The sequence below is a fragment of the Nonomuraea sp. NPDC051298 genome (genome assembly GCF_055586305.1).
Genome location: NZ_JBVJIM010000033.1, coordinates 1 through 18,488 on the forward strand (window position 1 = coordinate 1; position 18,488 = coordinate 18,488).

Genomic DNA, 18,488 nt, shown 5'->3' on the forward strand with positions numbered 1-18,488 from the left:
AGGAACGGGCGCGCGGGGTGGGCGTACCAGCGGGAGCGGTCGCCGAAGAACGGCGCCCGGAAGCTGCCGTCGCGGTCGTCGTTCTCGTACGGGCGAGCGTGCGGGGCGCGGTTCTTGTTGACCTCGATGGCGATGCCGGGATTCCGCTTCGACAGGCCGATCTTCAGCCGGGCCGCGGCTGGGATCCGCGTCGACCAGGCCGCCTGCGCGCGGACGCCGGCCAGCGCGGTGGAGCCGATCGCGCGCAGCTTGGGCCGCAGCTCCTGGCGGATCTCCTTCGGGAAGGTGTCGAACTGCCGGACGAACCAGCGGATCTCCGCCGCGCCCTCGGTGTACGCCCTGGCCTTGGCCATCAGAAACGCCCGGTGAACGCTTCGACGTGCACCACGAACCGCACCACCGCGGAAGCGCCCCGCTCGGTCTGCGCCTGGGCGAACACGTCGGTCGAGATCCGTGACCGGCCGACCGCGCCACCCAGAGTGGTGTCCGCGGCGAGTTCGGCGGCCAGCGCGTTGACGAACCCGTAGGCGCGCTCGCGTACCGGCTCAGGGTCGACGTCCTGGCCGCCCCACGCCGCGGACAGGCACGTCACGTCGTAGCTCTCACGATCCGGCGCGGTGGCCGGCTGCTGCTGAGAGCGGGCCGAGGTGACCGCCTGCTCGCCGGGCTCGCCGGTGAAACCGATCATCATCAGGTCGTCGGCGATGTCCTCGTACGGCTGGCCGTCCACCACCTGCAGGCCCGGGTTCGCTCGCCCGGCGGCGGCCACCAGAGCCTTCAGGGCGGCCGGAACCGTGCTCACGGTCGGCGGCATAGGGCATGTCCCTCTCGTCGTATCCGGTGTGAGGCACTGCCTCACGGCGTCTGGAGTGAGGCGGCGCCTCACGGTCAACCGACCAGCACCTCTTGCTGGGGCCGCTTGTCGAGGCCCAGGAGCTGGCGCACGTTGTAGGGCAGCGCGTACGTCACGCCCGGCACCACCGTCTCGTCCACGCCCAGCGACGGCCGGCCCGCGCTCGTGTTGTGCTGCGAGGTCCGCCACAGATGCGCGATCAGTTCCAGGCCGGCCAGCCGGAAGTTTCCCGGCAGCGGCGAGCGGCCGACGCGGACGGTGGCCCGCACCCGCCCATACGAGCGCGACAGCTTGAGCACCCCGGCGCCCGCCTTCAGGATCCATCCGTCGGTGCCCGCCAGCTCGTCGGCGGCCGTGATCGCCTCGCCGCCGGGCAGCCGTACGACGCTGGTCACGGAGATGACGGGCCGCTCCAGGATCACAGTCCGGCCGCAGCCGTCGACGGTGAGCGTGACCGGGGTGACGTGCCCCATCCGGTCCTCGACCATCTGGCACGCCGCCGCAATGAACCCGCGCAGCTTCTCGTCGTCGCCCGTGCTGGTCTTCTTCAGATGGCTGCGCGCGTCGGCCAGGCTGATGAACGCCCCGCCGTCAGGCGGCTCAACGTCGAACGCGTCCGTGTAGGCGGAGGCGTTCGAGCCAGTGGCCAGCCATCGGACGCTGTGCCGACCCGCCTGAACAGTGGCGTAGTCGTAGTCGTAGACGCCGGTCGACGCAGGCGAGATCGGGCCCTGTGCGACCGTGCTGCCGTCCGGCAAGGTGATCGTCAGTGACACCGAGCCAGCGTTGGCCAGAGCGCCGGAAGGATCTTTGATCGTTATGGACAGCGGCACTGAATCGCCTAGATCCCAGCTCACGCGCCCTCCATCCCCGCCGCCCAACGAGCATGCGTAGCCATCGAAGAGCCGGGCCGATCCTGCGGAAGCGCCATCGAGGCGGGCCGCTCACGGATAGACATGGACCCGACGCTCTGTTCAGGTTCAGCGGCATGTGCCGCGCTGACCGCCACGTACGACCTACCAAGGGTCGATGCCAGCTTCCGAGCACCGGCCAGCACCGCCGGGGTCAAGACGCCGCGACCGTCCACCGCGACCGTCTTCCGTACGTGAACACTGCCTGCGACCGCGACCCCGGATGCCGCCAGCACGGCCGTCCTGTGCCGAGCCGCCGAACCGGAGGACGCAGCAGCCGATGATCGGCCAGAGGACGGCATCGACTTGCGTGCCGCCACCGAGCCGACGAGGGCCGCCCCACACGCGCCCGTCACGAAGCGTGCCAACACTTGAGATCGGTACGACCAGGCAGCGACGTAGGAGGCGCTGCCTGCGGAGGCCACCTTGCGCGGCGCACCTGCCGCTGAGACAGCCGCCACGCCCCGGCCCGACGCAGCCGCCTGCTTCCGGCCTCCGGCGGTGGCCACCCCAGCCGTTGGCGCCAGGGCAATGGTCGGAGCCAGCTTGCGCACGGCCGAGACCGTGACTGCAGTCACGCAGGCGCGGCCAGTAGCGGGTGCAGCCTTCCGAACGGCCACCGAGGGTGCCGCCGCTGCCAGAGCGCTGGCCACAGCCGGTGCGGCCTTCCGCGCGGTTGCGCTCCCGGCCGCCGCCACGCTGGCCCTGGCGGACACAGCAGCGACCTTGCGTGCGATCCCGGTTGCGGTGGACGCCTGACAGGCGCGGCCCGCCCCGGGAGCGACCTTGCGTGCTGCGGCGAGCCCAGCAGCCGCCGCAGGTGCCAGACCGGTCGCGGCCACAGGGATGCCGCCGCTGACGCCCGCGATGACGATCGATGCGGAGGCGTACTGCGACGCCGCGCTGATCGTCGCCGTCCGGCTGCCCGTTGCACCTGACGCGGTCAGGACCTGTCGTGCGGTGCCGAGCCTGCTGAACGGGCCGACCGGGTCAGCGACCTGCAGCAGGTCAGTCATCCCGCTCGGCGCAGCAGTGAAGCTGGGTCCGCCATGCGGGGCGCCGGTCTGCCAGAAACACAACAGCAGGTCATCAGCGCCGACCGCCGTGGCGGACGGAGCAACCGGGCTCGTCGTAGCTGTCGCTGATGCGTTCGCCTGCGCGTCGTCGACCGTGGACCAGTCACGGATCACGTACACGAAGAGATACGCCTCTTCGCTGCTGACCGGCGCGACCGTGACAGTCTGAGCGCCGCCCGAGGTGACCGTCCGGGTCCACACCTTGAGATGGGCGGTGTTCGTGCCTGCGTCACCGAACGCCCGCTCGGTCCACGTCCCAGCTGTACCGGTCGGCGCGCTCATGCCGGTGCCGTTGAAGTAGTTGGAGCCGTGCGCCGCGACCAGCAGATCTCCGACCTGCGTACCCGCGCCTGTGACTACGGACGCACTGGCGCCGCTTTCGGCGTCTGAGAGGACCTCGACGATCGGGGGGGTGGCCACACTAGTAGACCCCCACTCCGATCAGCCTCCGGGCGAAGGTTCGGTAGTCGTATGGAAGGTTCCGCGCTGCCGCGCTGCCCTGGAACAGACCAGCGAGGTCGGCGAGGTCGGCGAATGCCGACTTCAACGTGTTCGCGTCCGCGTTGGAGAACCCGAGGGCCTCCAGGTCGCCGACGGTGACCGTGTCGAGCCACGCCTTGAACTCGGTCACGTCGCTCAGCGCCGCGAACACGGCTCGCGCGATCGTCCCCGCCTGCGCGTTGACTTCCGCTTGTGTGATCTGCAGACCTGCTGTCATCAGATCCCCGTCCCGTCGAGTACCAAGGCACCAATGGCCACTGTGAGCTGCCCCTGCGAGGCGAACACCTCGGGGATCACCTTCTGAAAGAAGCCCTCGCCACCGGCTACCGCTGTGATGTCCACCGCCGCACCGCCCAGCGAGTTCGACACCTTGAAGGAGTTCGTCGCTGAGTTCACCACGTAGTACGCCGCGCCCTCCACGAGCCCGGTCGGCAGCGACTCGGCGAACACGTTCATGAGAATCACGCGGTCGCCATCGGAGAGGCCGTGCGCCACGGAGAGAAGGGTGTCGTTGGCGAGCGTGGTGTCGACGGAGAAGAACCCCTTCACGCTGCCGTTGATCGGCGCCCAGCCCCGGTACTGCGTCCCGGTGTTGCCGGTCAACGCCGTCCAGAAGGTGAGAAACCCGTAGGTCCCGGCTGGCACGTCGAAGGTCAGCGCACCCGAGTTGGAGCGCTGCCCGGATGAGGCAGCAGCCCATGTCACCGGCTGGCGGGCATAGGCAGGGGAACCGCCCGACGCCTCCGTCGAGGCGGCCGTTGCGCCCGTCCCCGGTGTTGTGTCTGATGGCGGCCCGGTCACCAGCGTGTTCACACCGACATGCGTGATCGCGGTCCCGATGCCGCCCGACAGCGCATCGTTCTGGCCAGCGACGTTGAACGGCATGGCACCTCCAGGGCATGCCGACGGCCGCCCGCAGGCGGCCGTCGATGTGGTTCGTGGTTACTTGTCCGCGCCTCGGCTGCGGGCCTTATTCGCTGCCGGGGTGCGTGCCTTCGGCTCCCCGACAGGAGCCTCCAACTTTGGCTCGGGCTCTGGCTTGGGCTTTGGCTGGGGCTCGTCGAGCAAGCCGTATCGCTCAGCGTCCACCCGCTTGATCGGTGAGCCCGGCACGCAGAACAGCCAGCGCGCGTCCGGGTCGGTGTCCCGCACCAACCGCGCGCGGTCTTCGGTCAGGCACAGTCGCGCGGTCGCGATCATGTGGCCCGCGTCCGCGTCCTTGTCCTGCGGTCTCACGAACTGGAGAGCCATCGTCGCCTCCTACTCGTAAAGGGCCACGACGCGGAACTTGCCCGCGGTCAGCGCGGCCACGGCCACGGTGATCGCGAGGCTGCGCCGGGCGGTGGTCTTCACCGACGTGCCGACGGTGAAGACAGGCGTGATGGCCTTGCGGCCCGTCGTGGACCAGGGGGCACCCGACGTCACGGTGGCGGCCTGCATGTCCGCGGCGCCCTCACTGTTGACCGCGATCGTTCCCGTGTTGCCGCTGGCCGACGTCACCGCGGTGTCCACCTCGATGTAGCCGCCCATGATCACCGAGCCTGCGGGAATGTCGTTGCCGTTCGAGTCACTCGGCGCCGACCGCAGCGTGATCGTGCCGACCGCGCCGCCGTCCACGGCGAAGTCGTACTCCCCCACGGCCTGCTTGAGGCCGCGGGTGCCCTCCATGACTGGCATGTGTGGTTCTCCTTCAGGTGCGCTGGACCGCGAGCACGACGTCCGCGCCAGCGGATCGGATGGCGTACAGCACCTCACCGGGCGCGAGAGCCACGGCCGTTGCGCCGACCGTGACCCTCGCCGCTGGCTCTGGCCTCACAGGCCCGTCACGGTGCCGAACGCCTTGGGCCGGTAGTGGATCACCGCGCAGCGCACGTCCGCGCGGATGGCGAGCTTGCCCTCCACGAAGTACGTGCCGTGCGAGTTGCTGACCTGGACGTCGATGCCCCGGCGAACCGCCAGCTCCGAGAAGTTGGTGTAGTCGCCGGCAACGGCGGACGTGGCCGGTGCCGCCGTGGTCTCCACGACCGGGACACCCCAGATGCGGGCCGGTCCAGCCTCGGACGGGCTGCCCCAGATGTAGACGCCGTCCGCGGTCTTGAGCAGCCGCACCTCCTGCCACTTCGCCGGCCGGATGAACAGCACCGAAGGCTCCGCAAACCCGTCATCGCGGATCTTGGTGAACAGCTTGTAGATCGCGTCCGGGATCGGGTCCGCGCCCTTCGCCTGCGTCTGAATCCCGACCACCGAGGCGGTGCCGAGCAGGTTCACACCCGTGCCGTCGCCCACGAGGGCCTGGGAGTCCAGGCGCTGACGGAGGGTGAACGGGAGCCGGTTGTTGACGTACGCCTCGGCGCGCGGCTCATCCTCGAACTGCTCGTCGGTGACCGGCAGGAACACCGCGACCTTGCGGACCGGCTGGGTCCGCTCGGTCAGCGCCAGCGTCGCCTCCGGGTACGCGGCGCCCTCCGCCGTCTCCGCCGCGGCGGGCGTGTACGTGGTCTCCTCCATGTAGACCACGGCCGCCTGTGAGGTCGTGGTCTGCGGGATCCACTCGACCACGTGCGGCGCGGGCCGGGTGGGGAACATCTCCAGATGGCCGGTACGAGTCGTCTCCGGAGCCCAGCCGGCGGTGGTCTGGAACAAAGTCTTGAGCTCCAGGTCCAAACTCGCAGCCGGGCCGACGCCCTGGCCGGACCTGTACCCCTTCCACGCCTGGGACTTCACCAGCTGCTCGCCGAAGGACTGCCCCCGCCCATCCTTCGTGCGCCGCTCACCGTCGTCCTTGACGTCCTTGTCGCCGCGCTCAGTCTCCCCGGCCGCCTTCGCGACCGCGGCGGCACGCGCCACGACCAGCAGCTCGTTGACCTTCGCCTTGGCCTCGTCGATCTCGCCGTTGAGCTGGCCAATGAAGGCGACCTTCGCGTGCGTGTCGCCCTCGATCGACTTGACCTTGGCCATGTCGTAGTCGGCACCCGCCTCGGCGAAAATGTCCGCCAGGCTCTTCCTCTTGGCGTCGAGCTTGGCCTGCGCGTCCTTCAGCGCCGGGAACTCGACGATTCTCTCTGCTGCTTCGACCGTCATGGTCGCTCCCCCTCTTACAGGTTCTGGAGGCGAGCGATACCGGCCGCGATGATCGAGGCGATCGCCTCGTCATCGACTTCCGGCTCGGGCTCGCTCGTCGGAACGGAAAGCAGGGCCTTCAGCCGGCGCAGGTCGTCGTCGATCCAGTCCAGGATCTCGGCGTTGACCCGGCTCAGCGGCTTGCCCTTCTCGGCGCGGAGAGCGACCACCCTCGTCGCGCTATCGATGAGCCCAGAGAGCACGCCCATGCCCTCCATCAGCTCGTCGGAAAACTTCGTCGGACCACCCGGCTGCGAGCGCAGCTCAGGCACCTCCCGGTCGGCCTCACGCAGATGGGTCGCCAGGTGCTCGTACACGCCCTCGCGATCCGCATCGGGAATGCCGGCACCACCGCGCGCACCGTTCAGTGCGGCGATCCCCGCCAGGCAGGCCCGGATGTTCGCGGCCCCGCCGACGCCTTCGTGGTGCGGGAACTTGTAGCTCGACTTCCCCTCCGGGTCGCCGAGCGGATCCACCCATGCGAACACGCTCCGCAGGTGCGAAGGCCGGGCATCCTCCGGCAGATCGGACACCGTCTTCAGACCGTCCCACGACGTGGAGACGACCGCGGTTTCGTGCGGGGCGATCGTGCCCTTGAGATGAGGCTCCGGTGTCGCCGACTTCGCCATCAGCGTGCGCGTGTTGACCCCCGCGCCGAGCAGGACCGGGCTCACCTCATGCACCTTCAGCCGCTTCAGCAGCCGGACGCCCCTGCCGTCCCACTCCCCCGGCTCAGAGCTGATCACATCGAACCCGTAGGACCACTCTTGGAGCCCGGCTTCGCTCAGCTCCTTGACCGTGGCGAAGGTGTCCCTGCCGTGAGTCGTATTCATGAAGAAGCTGCCCTCCAGCCGGGCCTCGGTCGCCGTCGCGCGGATGACGCCCTTGCCGACCGGCAACTTGCCGTCCCAGCTCGTGTGGCCATAGGCGGAGATCACGACAGGCGCGCCCTCGTCGAACGCGCCTTCCAAGGTCACGTCGTTGTCACTGTCGATCGCGTTCAACGTGCTGAAGACCGCGACAACCTCGCCCTTGTCCGCATCCTTGATCTCGACGCGGAGCGCCTTGGTGTCCATTCATCACTCCTTCGCCGGATCGGATCCGGATGGGTCATCGGGCGGCGGAGGCCCACTCGGTGCGGCCGTCGTGCCAGGTGGTTGGAGCTGGACGCTGTAGAGCCCGGTATGAGTGAGCAGCGTCATGTCCTCGGCTTCGATCGCCGCGACCACACTCTTCGGGTCATAGCCCGCGTCCACGAGCTGCCGGATGGCCGCAGCCTTGGCCTGCTGGATCTCGGCGGCGTCCTTGCGGTCGTCCTGGAGGAAGCTGATGTCCCTCGCGTCGAACCACAGCTCGGCACCGCTGGGGACGTCGACCAGAGACGCCAGCGACCCGGCCACGTTGCGCCACAGCGGCCGCATCGTCGCGTCGGCAAAACGGCGCCTCGCCGAGCCGTAGTTCCCGGCGTTGAGCGAACTGCCTTGGAGTCCCTCGCTGAAGCCCACGATGGTGCTCGGCACACCGGCCGCGGCCGCCAACCGCGACTCGCCAGCACCCTGGATCGACTTGAAGTCCAGCGCGCGCAGGTCCATCGTCAGCGGCATCACATCTGCGCCGCCGCCCAAGTACAGGGTCTTGTACGCGTTGTCGGCGCCCTTGTGCTGCTCGTCCATCAGCGCCTTGAAGCGCTGGAACATCTCCGGGGTCACCGACGCGTCCAGCTTCACGGCCAGCGCAGGAGTCGCCCCGTTCTCGAAGAAGGCGAGCTTATGCTTGGTCGCGGCCAGGTCCGAGCTGATTTCCCGCAGCACCGGCGTCAGCCACGACATGCCTCGCCACGAGAACTCGGGGTCGGGGATGGGCGCGAAATGCGCCACCTGGTCCGGCCGCAGCAACGTGTCCGTTCGGACGCCGGGCGCCCGCGGCGAGTAGTAGTAGCCGATCACCTCGGCGTCCAGGGCAGCGCCGTACAGCTCGGGCTTGCCCTTCGAGGCGGAGACGATCGTCACCCAGTCCGGGCGCAGTCGACGGAGCCGCTTCGTCCCCGGCACGCGCGCGATGAACGCGTTACCCGCGAGGTCAGCGTCCTGGATCATCCGGGCAAGCAGGTCACCCGTCGTCCCGCCCGGCCATGGCGTCTCCAACGGGGCCAGCGCCGCCGTGCCGAACAGGTCGCCCGGGCGACCATTCCGCATCCTCCGGAACGTGAACCGTGCCTCCGAGAACACGGCCAAGCGCACGAGCATCAGTGCGGCGATGGGCCCGTTGCGCTTGTAGATGCCCTGGACGTAGCCCGGGAAGTCGTTCTCGATCTGCTCTCGGTCGGACGTCATCGACGACGAGCCGATGAACGGCCAGCGCAGCCGATCCAAGTCCCAGAAGCTCGGTTCCGACCAACTCTTACGGTCGCCGCCTCGGGCGCGCTGCCTCCGGCCGCGAGTCTCCGACGTAACCCTCTCCCACAGCCCCATCAGCTTTCAGATCCGCCCTCAGGCCGCCGAGGGCTGCCCGCGTCGCGCCAGCCAGCCGCCGCTGCGACCCACAGCATCGTGAGCGCGAGCACGACCACGCGCAGGCCCCACGCCACGCCATACGGGATCGCCAGCAGGCCCGTCCCCAGCAGGCGCACGAAGGCGAGGAGGCCCTTGCGCAGGTTGATCCGCCGAGCCTCGCTTGTGATTCGCTCCAGCGGCACCGTCAACGCCATGGCCCCTCCTAACCCCACACCGCGAACGGCTCGACCGACACTTGCTGCATCCACACGTCGTCCTCAACCGCCTTGCCACGGGCGTGGTAGGCGAGGATCGCAGCGACGAACGCATCGATCCAATGGCCCTGTTTCTTCTTCACGACCCGCAGATAGAACTCCGGAATGCCCGAGTCCTCACGAGGCGGCTTGCGCTTCCCCTTGGCGAGCGCCGCGTTGCCCGCGTGCCGCGTCAACAGCTCGTCGCCGTCGTGCGTCAGCTCCTTGTTGCGGTAGGCCGTCATGAACCGCTCGATCGCCCGGTCCATGCGAATCTCGACATTCGTCGGGAACTCCACGACCTTGTCCGGCCACAGCGCCGACCATGTGTCGATGTAGTCCTGCCAGCGATAGGGGTCTGCGTAGAGGTAGCCCACGTTGTACGCCTCGAACGCGCCGCGCACCGCCTCATCCACCTCCGCGCGAGGCACCTTCCAGTCCGGCTTCGCATCGCGAGGGCGCTCCCACGTACGAACCTGGAACAGCCGGCCGTCCTCGCGACACGCGATCAGGGTCGTTGCGTCCTGGTTGCGGGACCCGTCGAACCCGAGCGCCACCTTGGCGCCGGCGGCCAGAAGCTCGCCTGGCCGGGCCAGCGCCGCCCACTTGATGCCGTCGATCGCGTCCTGGGCACCGCCCTTGGTCTCGTTCAGGAAGTACCGGCGGGCCTCGTTCTCGCCCGTGGACTCATCTCGGATGTCGGCCAGGATCCGTCCCTCGCGCACCCAGCCGCCGCGCGAGCGGATGGAGTCGCCGTAGACGTACCGGATCTCCTCAAGGACTGCGGCGTCGTCGTCCAAGTCCACTTGGGTCCGCGGCGGCCGGTAGTCGATGTACACGCCGGGCGCCTTGGCCTTGTTGGTGCGCTGCGCTACGGACTGCTCGGTCGGGTCCCAGGCGTTGGTGATCTCGACCCAGCGTCCGCCCATGCCGGCGATGTTGCGCTTCATGTTCTTCGCCAGCAGCACGCCGCCGTTGGACTCGATCATTAGGTGCGACTCGGTGAACGTCGCCTTCGTCAGCCGGGCACCCAGCCGGGCACGGCCCGAGGACGTCGCTGGCTCGATCCAGCCGATGCCGGGCAGCTTCACCCGCGTCTCGCCCACGTCCAGGCCGGGCATGCCGGCGAGCGGCCCATCACGGAGCATCGTCACGATCGGGTTGAACGTGTTGGCCGTCTGGTCCTCCGACGTGGCTACGCACTGGATCCACGGCGACGGGTGCGGACGGCCAACGGGCTCGCCGGCGGCGTCCCACCCAGCGAACTGGTCCTCCCCGAGGGCGTGCGCGCAGATCAGCGCCGCGGCGAACGGGTCCTTGCCCCACTTCTGCGGCCGGACGAGTTGAGCACCGTAGTAGACGAACGCCTCCGACCCCATGTCAGCCGTGGCATCCGGCCGCAGCCGGTACAGCCGCAGCAGAAAGTGCCACATCTCGTCAGTGAGCAGATACGGCTGGCCCATCCGGTCCCCGTCGGGAACTATTAGACACTTCTCAATCCAGTCGCCGATGAGGTACCCGAGCGTCGGCCAATGATTGTTCTCGTCTGGACCCTTCCACGGCATCGCGTGAGAACACCTGCCTAGTCCACCGCACGGATGCGGCGGCCCTCCGACGCGGCTGGCCGCAACGTCCAGACTTCGGCATCCTGCTCACCCTCGATCTGCCACAGAAGCAGACGCATGGCCTTCGGCGTCAAACCAAGGCGGTCCTCCAGGGCGGTGGCCTGAGCGAGCAGTGCAGGGGAGGCGTCCTTGGCCTCAGCCGCGACCATCACACGGCAGTATCGCGCGACCGTACGCGCCCACCCCAGCCGCTCCCATTCCACCGCTTGAGGTGTCTTCCACAGGTCGTCCCAAGCTCGTTTCTCGGATGCGGTCTGACGGCCAGCTAGAGGCCATGCGGGGGAATCCCCGTTGCGCCCTTTGGCGGGCAGCGCCACCACGCCCCGGCCGCGAGCGCCACGCTGGGGGTTCAACTTCGGCGGGTTCGGCATTTATGCCACCTCCTACCCGACCAGCGCACGGTGCTGCCATCGGCCGTCGGACTTCGTGCTGTTGCACAGGAAGTGCGCGAGCTGGACGTTCGCTTTTGTGTCGTCGCCTCCTCTTGCGAGGGGGACGGTGTGATCAATCGTCGGCGCCTTCAAGTGCGGCACCTTCAACTGCATGTCCACCGCATCGCCGCATAATTGGCAGCGAAGACCATCCCGCAACGCGATCTCGATGAGTGTGTACGGCTCGGACGCGGCGCCACGCTTACGAGCCTTCCGGCGCCGCTTGGATGCCCGCCGAGTCTCAAGCACGCAGGCATCGCATTTCTTTCTCCCAAACGCGGGGAGCACCGCTCCACAGGTGCATGCCCGTTCAGCAGGCGGACGACGACGAGGGTCCCGGTCGATGATGCGGAGGCGACGACATTCGTCGCTGCACAAGCGCAAGCGACTGTTTCGCGCCGCGAAGACTCGTCCACACCGGACACAATCCGGAAACCAGACCCGGGTTGATGGTCCCGGACCATGGCGGTGCTTCGGTGGTGCCGCCCTCAACGCCGCACTTAAGGCGGCTCGACGGGCATTCTTCTGTTGCCAGCGCTGGCGGTTCCGCACGGACCGACATGTCACGCACAGCACAACAGGTCCCCTCGAAATGACCTCGGCACCGCATGCCTTACAGGACCGCGCGCGGGGCTCTTGCATCCACTCGAGGGCGATCCCCTTCCGTGCCACATATGAGCAGGCCAGCGAGCAAAACCGCTGCCCCGTGTTGCGCGTACTCGTGAACCCTTGGCCACAACTCGCGCAGGCCAACCCCACGCCCACATTGCCCGGTCGGCACGTCGGCGAGCAATATGTGCGACGCGAGCCACGCTCAACGCGCTGGCCGCATGTCGGGCATCGTCGAACAGGCAGAGCCCGGGCGCTCCGGTCTGCTGTCTTGCGCGCCTGGCGGCATAAATCGCACCGCAGCCGTGGGCGGCCCCGACCAGCACGACGGTGGCACTCCATCCCGCAGTCCACACACACGAATAGCAGCCACTCAGCTTCCATGCAGAACTCCCAGGAATGCGAAAGCCCCGGCACCTGGGATGCCGGGGCTTCCTTCCCTCAGGAGCTACCTGAGGGGCGTTTGCGTGTTCATGTGATCGCTCGAATGTGGGAACTGCCCAGACATCGAGACACCTGGGGGACGGGTCAGGAGCCCATGATCATCTCCCCGTGATCTAGGTGCCCCCCGGCCTCCCAGCCCTGGCCTTGACCTGCGCCTTTGCCCATGTTCGAGTGATGTTCGCGAACGTGGTTGTGTCGTTCATCGCTGTTGAGTGATCAACGTTCGTGATCGTGTTGCTCTGTGCGATGGGGTCTGGGCACTGGGGTGGGTGGTGGGGGTAGGGGCATGGGGCAGGCAGGGGGCAGGGAGGGGGCAGGGCAGGGCGGGGAGCGGGGGCTGGCCTATTCGGTGCGCCCTGTGCCTGCGCCCTTGCGGTAGTTGCAGCTCGCGTGTTCGGGCTGGTAGTTGGCGAGGTCGTTGCTGCCACCGTGGGCGCGTGGGATCACGTGTCCTGCGGTGAGCGGGTCGTCATCAGTGGGCGGCAGGCCACACACCTCGCACACGGTGGCCTCGGCGAGCAGTTGTTCGCGCGCACGCTGGTGGTCCCAGCCGAGTCCACGCTGCGTGGTGGTTCCACGCTGCTGGTCTCGCTGCTGCTGGCGTCTCCCGGTGCATCCCCGGCAGCGTGGGCCTGTCCCGGAATGCAAGCCCCGGCAGTCGAGGCACTCCCGTCTGGTCATGCCGTGCCCCTTCGCCTGCCCCGCCCGGATTGATGGTCCCCTGGGCCGATCGCTATCAGCCGTCTATCTCACCAAACGTGGGCGTGAGACTGGCCGCGGCAGGCAGGAACATCACGCGGTACGGCTCCTGCTGGGCAGCGCGGAACCGAGCCTCGAACTTCGCCAGGTTCTCGGCGCTCACGTCCTGGTCCAACGAGACCACTGCTCGTGGGCGCTCGAACGCGGTGTGGGCCAGGCGTCCATAGTCCCCGCTCCTCACAGCCCGGTAGGCGGAGGCGGGATCGAATCCCGCGGCCACAAGTTGTGCGACAGTCCCAGCACTCGGGTCTCTGGGCGTGCTCTTGAGCCAACCGCTGGTGCGGCAGTCGTTGCAGATGCCGAGCCCCGGCGGCTCGCTGAGGCTCGGTGTCTCGATGAAGTTCCTGTGCGGGCAGCCCAGGAACTCGGCGGGCATCTGGGCGTCACAGTCAGGGCAGAGCGCGGCGAGGACCTCCCCGGTAACAGCAGATTCGACAGGAACGGCCGACGCGTGTGCGCATCTCATGGGAGCCTCCTCATCGCGTCCACCGTCAGGCGGGCTGAGGTTCCGGGTCTGGGTTGTCGTCGCCCTTGCGGCGCTTCTCGTACTCCTGGATGGCCTCGACCACGCGTCGGCCCACCTCAGCATTGTCTGCCTGGTCGCTCTCATGCTCGCCAGCCAGCGGGTAGTAGCCGACCTCGATCGTCTCCCTGGGGAGCACCTCGTCCAGTGCTACAGACCACACGCAGTCGTCGGGCTCCGCGCACCTGGCCACCGCCTTCTCCTGGGTGGAGAAGACACCGCCCAGTTCCCACACGCTGACGTCTTGGCTCTTCACCATGCCCATGATCCAGAGCTTCACGTTTCCTCCCGGTGATCGCGAGAGCCCCGAGTCCGGGAGGGCCTCGGGGCTCTCTTGCCTCCCACCGAGAACGGGAGGATCTTGTTGTGAGTTGGGTCTGGCGCCTGCGGTGTGGAACGGTGCAGGATGCCCGCATGAAGCTGGTGCTGGCCGTGGCCGGAGTGGCGCTCGTAGTGTTAGCGGCGGTGGCCGCGGTGCTGATTGCGGTCTTACCTGGCCCCGAGGCAGAACCCTCTCCGCCACCTCAGGCACCTGTCGCAGCGGCAACGCCTCCACCGTTGACGATCAACGGTGAGGTGGTCCTCGACGTAAGGTTCCCGTCGGTCACCCGCAACTGGCCCGGTTGCACGGGTGCCGAGGCGTACGCGGACATCACGTCGGGCGCTCAGGTGGTGGTCACTGACGCGGCGGGTACGACGATCGCGCTTGGCCGCCTCGACGCCGGGGTGCAGCGCGAGAGGGGCTGTGTGTTCTTCTTCAAGGTGGCGGGTGTTCCGGCGGGCCACGAGTTCTACGGGGTTGAGGTGACGCGTCGCGGCCGGGTGCAGTACACGGCGGCGCAGCTCGGCTACCCGATCAGGCAGACGATCAGCGACGAGGGTCAGACGGGCTGAGCCGGGGGGCCGCGACGACGGGGCGTCAGGCTCGGGTGCGTGGCACTCTGCTGTAGTCCTCACCCTTGATGGGCTCTACCTCGTGGCCTCTCATCCAGGACTTCTGGGGTTCGAGGCCGCCCCTGAAGCCAGGAACGTCGAGAACGTACTCGACGAGGGCTTCCCACTCGCCGCTGCCGGTCTTCCGCCACGCCAGGATGTAGCCCGCTTTCGCTGGGTGGCCTGGTAGACGTACGGCGGGTGGCTCGTGCACGGAGGCGAGCCTACCCAGAGAGTCGAACGGCTATTCGAACGGGGTTCCGGGCGGCGGCCAAGCATGCGGCGTGCGGCTGGAAACCAGCCGCCCGGAGGTCTGAAGGGGGTGGCGGCCCGGCTTCCCCACCCCGGCGGACCCCTCACAGATCCCAAGAGGGAAGCCAGGCCGTCACGAGGGCTCCGCAGGGCCAACGGGGGGTGGGGCTGCGAAGCCGGGGCGCGTCTCCCAGCACGGGACGCGCGTCTGTGGGTTTCTAGCGGCGTATAGGACCGTGGAACGCGGAAAGCCCTCCGGTTTGGGAGGGCTTTCTCGCTGACTTTCGCCAAGCTAGCAGTAGGGATCATGTCAGGGTTTGGTTGTCTGCGCAACTAACCTGCTTTGCGTATCTCCGACGCGGTCATCAACTCGATGACGTCCCCCACGCGGAAGAGCATGCGCCCGCTCTCGTCGAGGCCGATCGGAAACAGCTTCTTCCGGGCCACCCAGGTGTGCAGCAGGGCGGGCTTGATCGGGCGGATCAGGCTGGTGAGAGCGCGGGCGATGGCCGGCGCGGGCAGTTCGGTGTGCTCCAGCGCGTCGAGCATCCACTTGCGGCGGGGGTACACCTCGTAGCGGAGTCGTGCGCCCTCCTCGTCGGTGCACCAGCGGCAGAACGCGTGCGAGGTGCCCGGGCGGGCGTATAGGTCTGCTTCGCAGCCGTCGCACGGTCCGACGTAGATGAGATCGCGAGGCGGCGAGTCGATCGCCCATCGGGCGTGACGGCAGGCAAGCAGCAGTTCCTCCACTGCGTCAGGTCCTGCCGGGTGGCGGATCAGCGCAGCCGAGTGGCGGCCTAGCCAGGCGGAGACCTGATCCGGGCGGCGGCCGGGCTCGCGCCCGAGGTCGGCGTACGTGCAGGATGGGTGCTCGCAGGAGGCACAGACGGGTCCGGCGATCGGCTGGACGGTACCGTTCAGGACGCGAGCCCAGCCGAGCAGTAGCACGGACAGGTGCTCGGCCGCTTCGGATGCCCGCTCATGCCACGGCAGGGGGCGTTCCGTGCTGTGTCCGCCGACCGCGCCGGCGCCCATCCGTGTCTGCCGGGAGATGGCCAGGTCGAGGTCTGTGAACAGGTCCGGGATGTTGCGGAGTTCCCGCTGGAGTTCGCTTTCGCAGGCTCCGCAGATGCGGGCCGAGCCGGGCATGATGCGGTCGCAGATCGCGACCGGGCAGTCCAGAGCCACGTGTCCCCCTGACGTGCTAGTACGCTTTTCGGGAGAACTGAGGCGATTTCGGTCTCGTGGGTTTGGCGAGGGTTGTGGGGTTGAGGGCGGTCCTCCATGGGGGTGGAGGGCCGCTTTCGCGTCTTACCGTCTTCGATGTTCGGAAAGCTGGCCGTGTTCGATAAGCCACTGCCCCACGTCCACCAGCTCGTCGCCCGTCATGCGGACACCGACTGCAACCAGATAGGACTCACCCGAGCGTGGTCCGTGCAGCAGTTCGACAGCGGGCAGGCGTGGGTGGCGTGAGACGAGGGCAGGATTCGGGTCGTACACAATGCCTCTTATTATCGCCGATACGCCAGCGGTCAGTGTCTCCGATGGCTGCGGAGTTTCTCCCAACCCCACGTGCAGGCGGCGAGCACGAGCGCGCCCAGGAGCAGTCCGACGGCTGCTGTGCGCATCCCGATCGACCAGAAGAAGGCGAGTGTCGCCGCGGCGCCGGCGACGCTCCCCGCGGTCGCGAGCCGCTGGCCCCAGGTGCGCCAACTCCCCGCCGTGCCGGCCGTTGAGGGCGTGGCGGGTGAGGGCTCCCACAGAAGGCCGCACTCGGAACAGCGCCACGATTCTGTGTGGGGTGTCTCAGGGCGGGCGCACTGGTGCGTGTTCAAGGGGCGACGTTCGCGAGTCACGTCTCCTCCAACAGATCGCCTTGTCCCTCGCAGTCTCCGCCGTCCCGCCTGGAGAAGCGCGGCTGCGACGGCGCGATGATGCCGAGCTTGGCCGCGCATTCCGGCCCGTACCCGAGGGCGCGGGACTTGGGATCGCGCAGCAGCTTGCCGCAGGCTCCCAGGCAGTACATGGGCTGGAGGGGTGGGACGGTGAGGTCGAGGAGGGTCACGGCCGCCACTCCTCGCGGTAGTCCTTGTGATCGGCGTACGGAAGGGCGAGCATGCGAAGAAGGTCATCCCAGACCCCGCCCGTAGCGGGTTGCACCGTCGCGCGGACGGAGTCGCCTCGCAACCTGAACTGCTCGAGAAGCCGCCGCTTGGCTTCGACCTCACGCAGCACCCGGGCCGGGTCGTGGCGGGCGATGTGGGCGGCATTCTCCTCACGGCCATCGTCGTTGAGGCGATCCCTGCCTGACCTCATCACGATGCGGCCGACGCCGTCGCCGTTCTCCACGTGGGTTCCCAGCGGATCGTGCGTAACCGTCCAGGGCCCCGAGGCCGCAGCGCGAGCCATCTGCTCGTCATCGTCGAGGCGCGCCCTCAGGAACTTGATCAGGTTATCCATTGGTCGCCTCCTCCTTCGGCGTGAGCGGCTCAGGCCACCACCCAGTGATGACCTCCACGCCGATCACTTTGCCGTCCTCGTCCAGGTCGATGTTCACCAACGCTTCCACGGGCAGCCGGTGGGCGCGTCTGATGTTCTCGCTGCCGGGGGTGAGGTGGAAGTAGGCGGCTTCGACTCTCGGGTCGAAGGTCCACGTTGCTGGGTGGCGTTTGAGGGTCACGTTGTCTCCTCTGTGGTGTCGTCGAGTACGGCTCGGGTCGGGCACCGGTCCCCTCGCTGCCCGCACGAGCACATGCCGTCGTTGACGCACGGGGTGGGGGTGCGGTCCAGCAGGTGGCCGTCGGAGCAGGAATGGACCTGGTGCTCGCCATCGATGCGGGTCAGTCGGGCTTCGGCCTTCTCGGCGCGTTCCCGCCACCCGTCACGGTCCTCGGCTGCTTCGGCCACGACTGCGAGAGCGTCCTCCTTGACCTGTTCCAGGTCTGCGTCTCGTACGGCTTCGCGGACTGCGAGCACCGCGTCCGCGCAGCACTCCCAGTCCCAGACGAACCCGTGGAGCGGGTCGTTGGCGTGTCTGTGCGCAGGATCCTTCATGTGGTTGGCGAGCGCTTCGGCGTAGCGCTGGCGGAGGTCTTCAGCCACGGCCCACCTCACGGTCGGCCATGGTGAGGTCGCCGTCTTCCCACCTGGCGTAGGCGAGCAGGCGATCCGGCGGCTGGAACGGGTCCTGGTCTCCGTACGGCGACTCCCAGATCTCCACGCCCGTTGACCACCTGCCGTGCAGGCGGTGGATGTGCCCTTGCCGCGCTCGGACCTCCCCCATGATGTGGCGGGCGAGGTCGAACAGGCCGGGCAGATCGTCGGGGTGTGTGCCCTTGCGGTAGTGGTGGCGCTCGTCGGTTCCGACCTTGGCGATGTACAGGCCGTACTCGGTGCGGAGATCGTCAGCCACGGCTATCCTCCTCACGGCCTGCAACTCCACCAAGCGACCAGCCGGGCGGGAGGTCTCCTTGTCGATCCACGGCGTCGAGGAACCGCATCACGTCCTCCTTGAGCGGGTCAGGTCGGTTGGAGTCGGCCTCAGCGTGGGCGCGCTCGTAGTCGGCCTGCACGAAGTACAGAGGGCAGCCTTTCCCGTCGGTGTGGAGCACTTGGCCCTTGCCGGTCTCGAACGTGAACGACACATGGGCGCGTTTGATCGCCCCGTTGTCGTCGATCCTGTCGGCCCACATGCGGAGCCAGGCA

The 18,488-nt window shown here is 68.2% G+C and carries 28 protein-coding genes; 2 read left to right on the forward strand and 26 right to left on the reverse strand.

The genetic code is table 11. The features are described 5' to 3' along the window. The 18 genes from ACZ6S0_RS47315 to ACZ6S0_RS47400 form a co-directional block, all read right to left on the reverse strand. Positions 1-353 (reverse strand): hypothetical protein (locus ACZ6S0_RS47315; RefSeq protein ID WP_465926660.1); only part of this gene is annotated, 353 nt, incomplete at its 3' end. Continuing rightward, a complete protein-coding gene (locus tag ACZ6S0_RS47320; RefSeq protein WP_465926662.1) occupies positions 353-802 on the reverse strand; it encodes a hypothetical protein in 450 nt (149 codons plus the stop codon). The genes ACZ6S0_RS47315 and ACZ6S0_RS47320, both read right to left, overlap by 1 nt. 86 nt (positions 803-888) lie before the next feature. Further along, entirely contained in the window at positions 889-1,629 is a 741-nt protein-coding gene (locus ACZ6S0_RS47325; protein WP_465926664.1) for a head-tail connector protein, read from the reverse strand. 77 nt (positions 1,630-1,706) lie between these two features. Beyond that, positions 1,707-3,260 (reverse strand): hypothetical protein, encoded by a 1,554-nt coding sequence (locus tag ACZ6S0_RS47330; protein WP_465926666.1) that lies wholly within the window; start codon positions 3,258-3,260, stop codon positions 1,707-1,709. 1 nt (position 3,261) lies between these two features. Next, entirely contained in the window at positions 3,262-3,558 is a 297-nt protein-coding gene (locus ACZ6S0_RS47335; protein WP_465926668.1) for a hypothetical protein, read from the reverse strand. Continuing rightward, positions 3,558-4,226 carry a hypothetical protein gene (locus ACZ6S0_RS47340; protein ID WP_465926670.1) on the reverse strand — a complete coding sequence of 223 codons (669 nt, stop codon included), beginning with the start codon at positions 4,224-4,226 and terminating at the stop codon, positions 3,558-3,560. Before ACZ6S0_RS47340 ends, ACZ6S0_RS47335 begins: the two co-directional genes overlap by 1 nt. A gap of 57 nt (positions 4,227-4,283) precedes the next feature. Continuing rightward, complete coding sequence (locus ACZ6S0_RS47345) at positions 4,284-4,592, reverse strand: hypothetical protein (protein WP_465926672.1); 309 nt, start codon at positions 4,590-4,592, stop codon at positions 4,284-4,286. Positions 4,593-4,601: 9 nt separating this feature from the next. After that, positions 4,602-5,018, reverse strand: coding sequence for a hypothetical protein (locus ACZ6S0_RS47350; RefSeq protein ID WP_465926674.1), 417 nt, complete (start codon positions 5,016-5,018; stop codon positions 4,602-4,604). Between the two features lie 135 nt (positions 5,019-5,153). Next, the gene (locus tag ACZ6S0_RS47355; RefSeq protein WP_465926676.1) at positions 5,154-6,422 is read right to left on the reverse strand and encodes a phage major capsid protein; all 1,269 of its coding nucleotides are present in this window, start codon (positions 6,420-6,422) and stop codon (positions 5,154-5,156) included. Positions 6,423-6,436: 14 nt separating this feature from the next. Beyond that, entirely contained in the window at positions 6,437-7,537 is a 1,101-nt protein-coding gene (locus ACZ6S0_RS47360; RefSeq protein WP_465926678.1) for an HK97 family phage prohead protease, read from the reverse strand. 3 nt (positions 7,538-7,540) lie between these two features. Beyond that, positions 7,541-8,833, reverse strand: a complete 1,293-nt coding sequence (locus tag ACZ6S0_RS47365) for a phage portal protein (protein WP_465926680.1) — start codon at positions 8,831-8,833, stop codon at positions 7,541-7,543. A gap of 98 nt (positions 8,834-8,931) precedes the next feature. Then, positions 8,932-9,168: a hypothetical protein gene (locus tag ACZ6S0_RS47370; protein WP_465926682.1), complete on the reverse strand. Its 237-nt coding sequence runs from the start codon at positions 9,166-9,168 to the stop codon at positions 8,932-8,934. An 8-nt stretch (positions 9,169-9,176) separates the two neighbouring features. After that, entirely contained in the window at positions 9,177-10,670 is a 1,494-nt protein-coding gene (locus ACZ6S0_RS47375) for a hypothetical protein (protein ID WP_465926684.1), read from the reverse strand. 119 nt (positions 10,671-10,789) lie between these two features. Next, entirely contained in the window at positions 10,790-10,981 is a 192-nt protein-coding gene (locus ACZ6S0_RS47380; protein WP_465926686.1) for a hypothetical protein, read from the reverse strand. A 234-nt stretch (positions 10,982-11,215) separates the two neighbouring features. Continuing rightward, positions 11,216-12,256, reverse strand: a complete 1,041-nt coding sequence (locus tag ACZ6S0_RS47385) for an HNH endonuclease (RefSeq protein WP_465926688.1) — start codon at positions 12,254-12,256, stop codon at positions 11,216-11,218. 402 nt (positions 12,257-12,658) lie between these two features. Continuing rightward, positions 12,659-12,997, reverse strand: coding sequence for an HNH endonuclease (locus tag ACZ6S0_RS47390; RefSeq protein ID WP_465926690.1), 339 nt, complete (start codon positions 12,995-12,997; stop codon positions 12,659-12,661). A gap of 55 nt (positions 12,998-13,052) precedes the next feature. Beyond that, on the reverse strand, positions 13,053-13,541 hold the full coding sequence (locus ACZ6S0_RS47395; protein ID WP_465926692.1) for a hypothetical protein: 489 nt from the start codon (positions 13,539-13,541) through the stop codon (positions 13,053-13,055). A 25-nt stretch (positions 13,542-13,566) separates the two neighbouring features. Further along, positions 13,567-13,878 carry a hypothetical protein gene (locus ACZ6S0_RS47400; protein WP_465926694.1) on the reverse strand — a complete coding sequence of 104 codons (312 nt, stop codon included), beginning with the start codon at positions 13,876-13,878 and terminating at the stop codon, positions 13,567-13,569. Between the two features lie 134 nt (positions 13,879-14,012). Between ACZ6S0_RS47400 and ACZ6S0_RS47405 the strand changes: the two genes are divergently transcribed. After that, complete coding sequence (locus ACZ6S0_RS47405) at positions 14,013-14,492, forward strand: hypothetical protein (protein WP_465926696.1); 480 nt, start codon at positions 14,013-14,015, stop codon at positions 14,490-14,492. Positions 14,493-14,517: 25 nt separating this feature from the next. Here ACZ6S0_RS47405 and ACZ6S0_RS47410 read toward each other — a convergent pair whose 3' ends face one another. After that, positions 14,518-14,745, reverse strand: a complete 228-nt coding sequence (locus tag ACZ6S0_RS47410; RefSeq protein WP_465926698.1) for a hypothetical protein — start codon at positions 14,743-14,745, stop codon at positions 14,518-14,520. A gap of 371 nt (positions 14,746-15,116) precedes the next feature. After that, complete coding sequence (locus ACZ6S0_RS47415) at positions 15,117-15,971, reverse strand: hypothetical protein (RefSeq protein WP_465926700.1); 855 nt, start codon at positions 15,969-15,971, stop codon at positions 15,117-15,119. Between the two features lie 135 nt (positions 15,972-16,106). Between ACZ6S0_RS47415 and ACZ6S0_RS47420 the strand changes: the two genes are divergently transcribed. Next, a complete protein-coding gene (locus ACZ6S0_RS47420; RefSeq protein ID WP_465926702.1) occupies positions 16,107-16,256 on the forward strand; it encodes a hypothetical protein in 150 nt (49 codons plus the stop codon). Positions 16,257-16,635: 379 nt separating this feature from the next. Here ACZ6S0_RS47420 and ACZ6S0_RS47425 read toward each other — a convergent pair whose 3' ends face one another. From ACZ6S0_RS47425 to ACZ6S0_RS47450, 6 genes are read right to left on the reverse strand one after another with little or no spacing between them, the layout of a single operon-like run. After that, positions 16,636-16,848, reverse strand: a complete 213-nt coding sequence (locus tag ACZ6S0_RS47425) for a DUF6011 domain-containing protein (protein ID WP_465926704.1) — start codon at positions 16,846-16,848, stop codon at positions 16,636-16,638. After that, entirely contained in the window at positions 16,845-17,243 is a 399-nt protein-coding gene (locus ACZ6S0_RS47430; protein ID WP_465926705.1) for a DUF6221 family protein, read from the reverse strand. The genes ACZ6S0_RS47425 and ACZ6S0_RS47430 overlap by 4 nt, the downstream gene beginning before the upstream one ends. Then, positions 17,236-17,463 carry a DUF2283 domain-containing protein gene (locus tag ACZ6S0_RS47435; protein WP_465926707.1) on the reverse strand — a complete coding sequence of 76 codons (228 nt, stop codon included), beginning with the start codon at positions 17,461-17,463 and terminating at the stop codon, positions 17,236-17,238. Before ACZ6S0_RS47435 ends, ACZ6S0_RS47430 begins: the two co-directional genes overlap by 8 nt. After that, positions 17,460-17,885, reverse strand: a complete 426-nt coding sequence (locus ACZ6S0_RS47440; protein WP_465926709.1) for a hypothetical protein — start codon at positions 17,883-17,885, stop codon at positions 17,460-17,462. Before ACZ6S0_RS47440 ends, ACZ6S0_RS47435 begins: the two co-directional genes overlap by 4 nt. Next, positions 17,878-18,195: a hypothetical protein gene (locus tag ACZ6S0_RS47445; protein ID WP_465926711.1), complete on the reverse strand. Its 318-nt coding sequence runs from the start codon at positions 18,193-18,195 to the stop codon at positions 17,878-17,880. Before ACZ6S0_RS47445 ends, ACZ6S0_RS47440 begins: the two co-directional genes overlap by 8 nt. Further along, positions 18,188-18,475 (reverse strand): hypothetical protein, encoded by a 288-nt coding sequence (locus ACZ6S0_RS47450; RefSeq protein WP_465926713.1) that lies wholly within the window; start codon positions 18,473-18,475, stop codon positions 18,188-18,190. Before ACZ6S0_RS47450 ends, ACZ6S0_RS47445 begins: the two co-directional genes overlap by 8 nt. Positions 18,476-18,488: the final 13 nt, after the last annotated feature.

Bases quoted from the DNA above. Each gene is read 5' to 3' on its own strand.
- ACZ6S0_RS47350 (WP_465926674.1), bottom strand. From the start codon at position 5,018: ATGCCAGTCATGGAGGGCACCCGCGGCCTCAAGCAGGCCGTGGGGGAG.
- ACZ6S0_RS47375 (WP_465926684.1), bottom strand. From the start codon at position 10,670: ATGGGCCAGCCGTATCTGCTCACTGACGAGATGTGGCACTTTCTGCTG.
- ACZ6S0_RS47390 (WP_465926690.1), bottom strand. From the start codon at position 12,997: ATGACCAGACGGGAGTGCCTCGACTGCCGGGGCTTGCATTCCGGGACA.
- ACZ6S0_RS47360 (WP_465926678.1), bottom strand. From the start codon at position 7,537: ATGGACACCAAGGCGCTCCGCGTCGAGATCAAGGATGCGGACAAGGGC.
- ACZ6S0_RS47405 (WP_465926696.1), top strand. From the start codon at position 14,013: ATGAAGCTGGTGCTGGCCGTGGCCGGAGTGGCGCTCGTAGTGTTAGCG.
- ACZ6S0_RS47430 (WP_465926705.1), bottom strand. From the start codon at position 17,243: ATGGATAACCTGATCAAGTTCCTGAGGGCGCGCCTCGACGATGACGAG.
- ACZ6S0_RS47340 (WP_465926670.1), bottom strand. From the start codon at position 4,226: ATGCCGTTCAACGTCGCTGGCCAGAACGATGCGCTGTCGGGCGGCATC.
- ACZ6S0_RS47355 (WP_465926676.1), bottom strand. From the start codon at position 6,422: ATGACGGTCGAAGCAGCAGAGAGAATCGTCGAGTTCCCGGCGCTGAAG.
- ACZ6S0_RS47420 (WP_465926702.1), top strand. From the start codon at position 16,107: ATGTTCGGAAAGCTGGCCGTGTTCGATAAGCCACTGCCCCACGTCCAC.
- ACZ6S0_RS47345 (WP_465926672.1), bottom strand. From the start codon at position 4,592: ATGGCTCTCCAGTTCGTGAGACCGCAGGACAAGGACGCGGACGCGGGC.
- ACZ6S0_RS47370 (WP_465926682.1), bottom strand. From the start codon at position 9,168: ATGGCGTTGACGGTGCCGCTGGAGCGAATCACAAGCGAGGCTCGGCGG.
- ACZ6S0_RS47335 (WP_465926668.1), bottom strand. From the start codon at position 3,558: ATGACAGCAGGTCTGCAGATCACACAAGCGGAAGTCAACGCGCAGGCG.
- ACZ6S0_RS47395 (WP_465926692.1), bottom strand. From the start codon at position 13,541: ATGAGATGCGCACACGCGTCGGCCGTTCCTGTCGAATCTGCTGTTACC.
- ACZ6S0_RS47450 (WP_465926713.1), bottom strand. From the start codon at position 18,475: ATGTGGGCCGACAGGATCGACGACAACGGGGCGATCAAACGCGCCCAT.
- ACZ6S0_RS47380 (WP_465926686.1), bottom strand. From the start codon at position 10,981: ATGGTCGCGGCTGAGGCCAAGGACGCCTCCCCTGCACTGCTCGCTCAG.
- ACZ6S0_RS47385 (WP_465926688.1), bottom strand. From the start codon at position 12,256: ATGGAAGCTGAGTGGCTGCTATTCGTGTGTGTGGACTGCGGGATGGAG.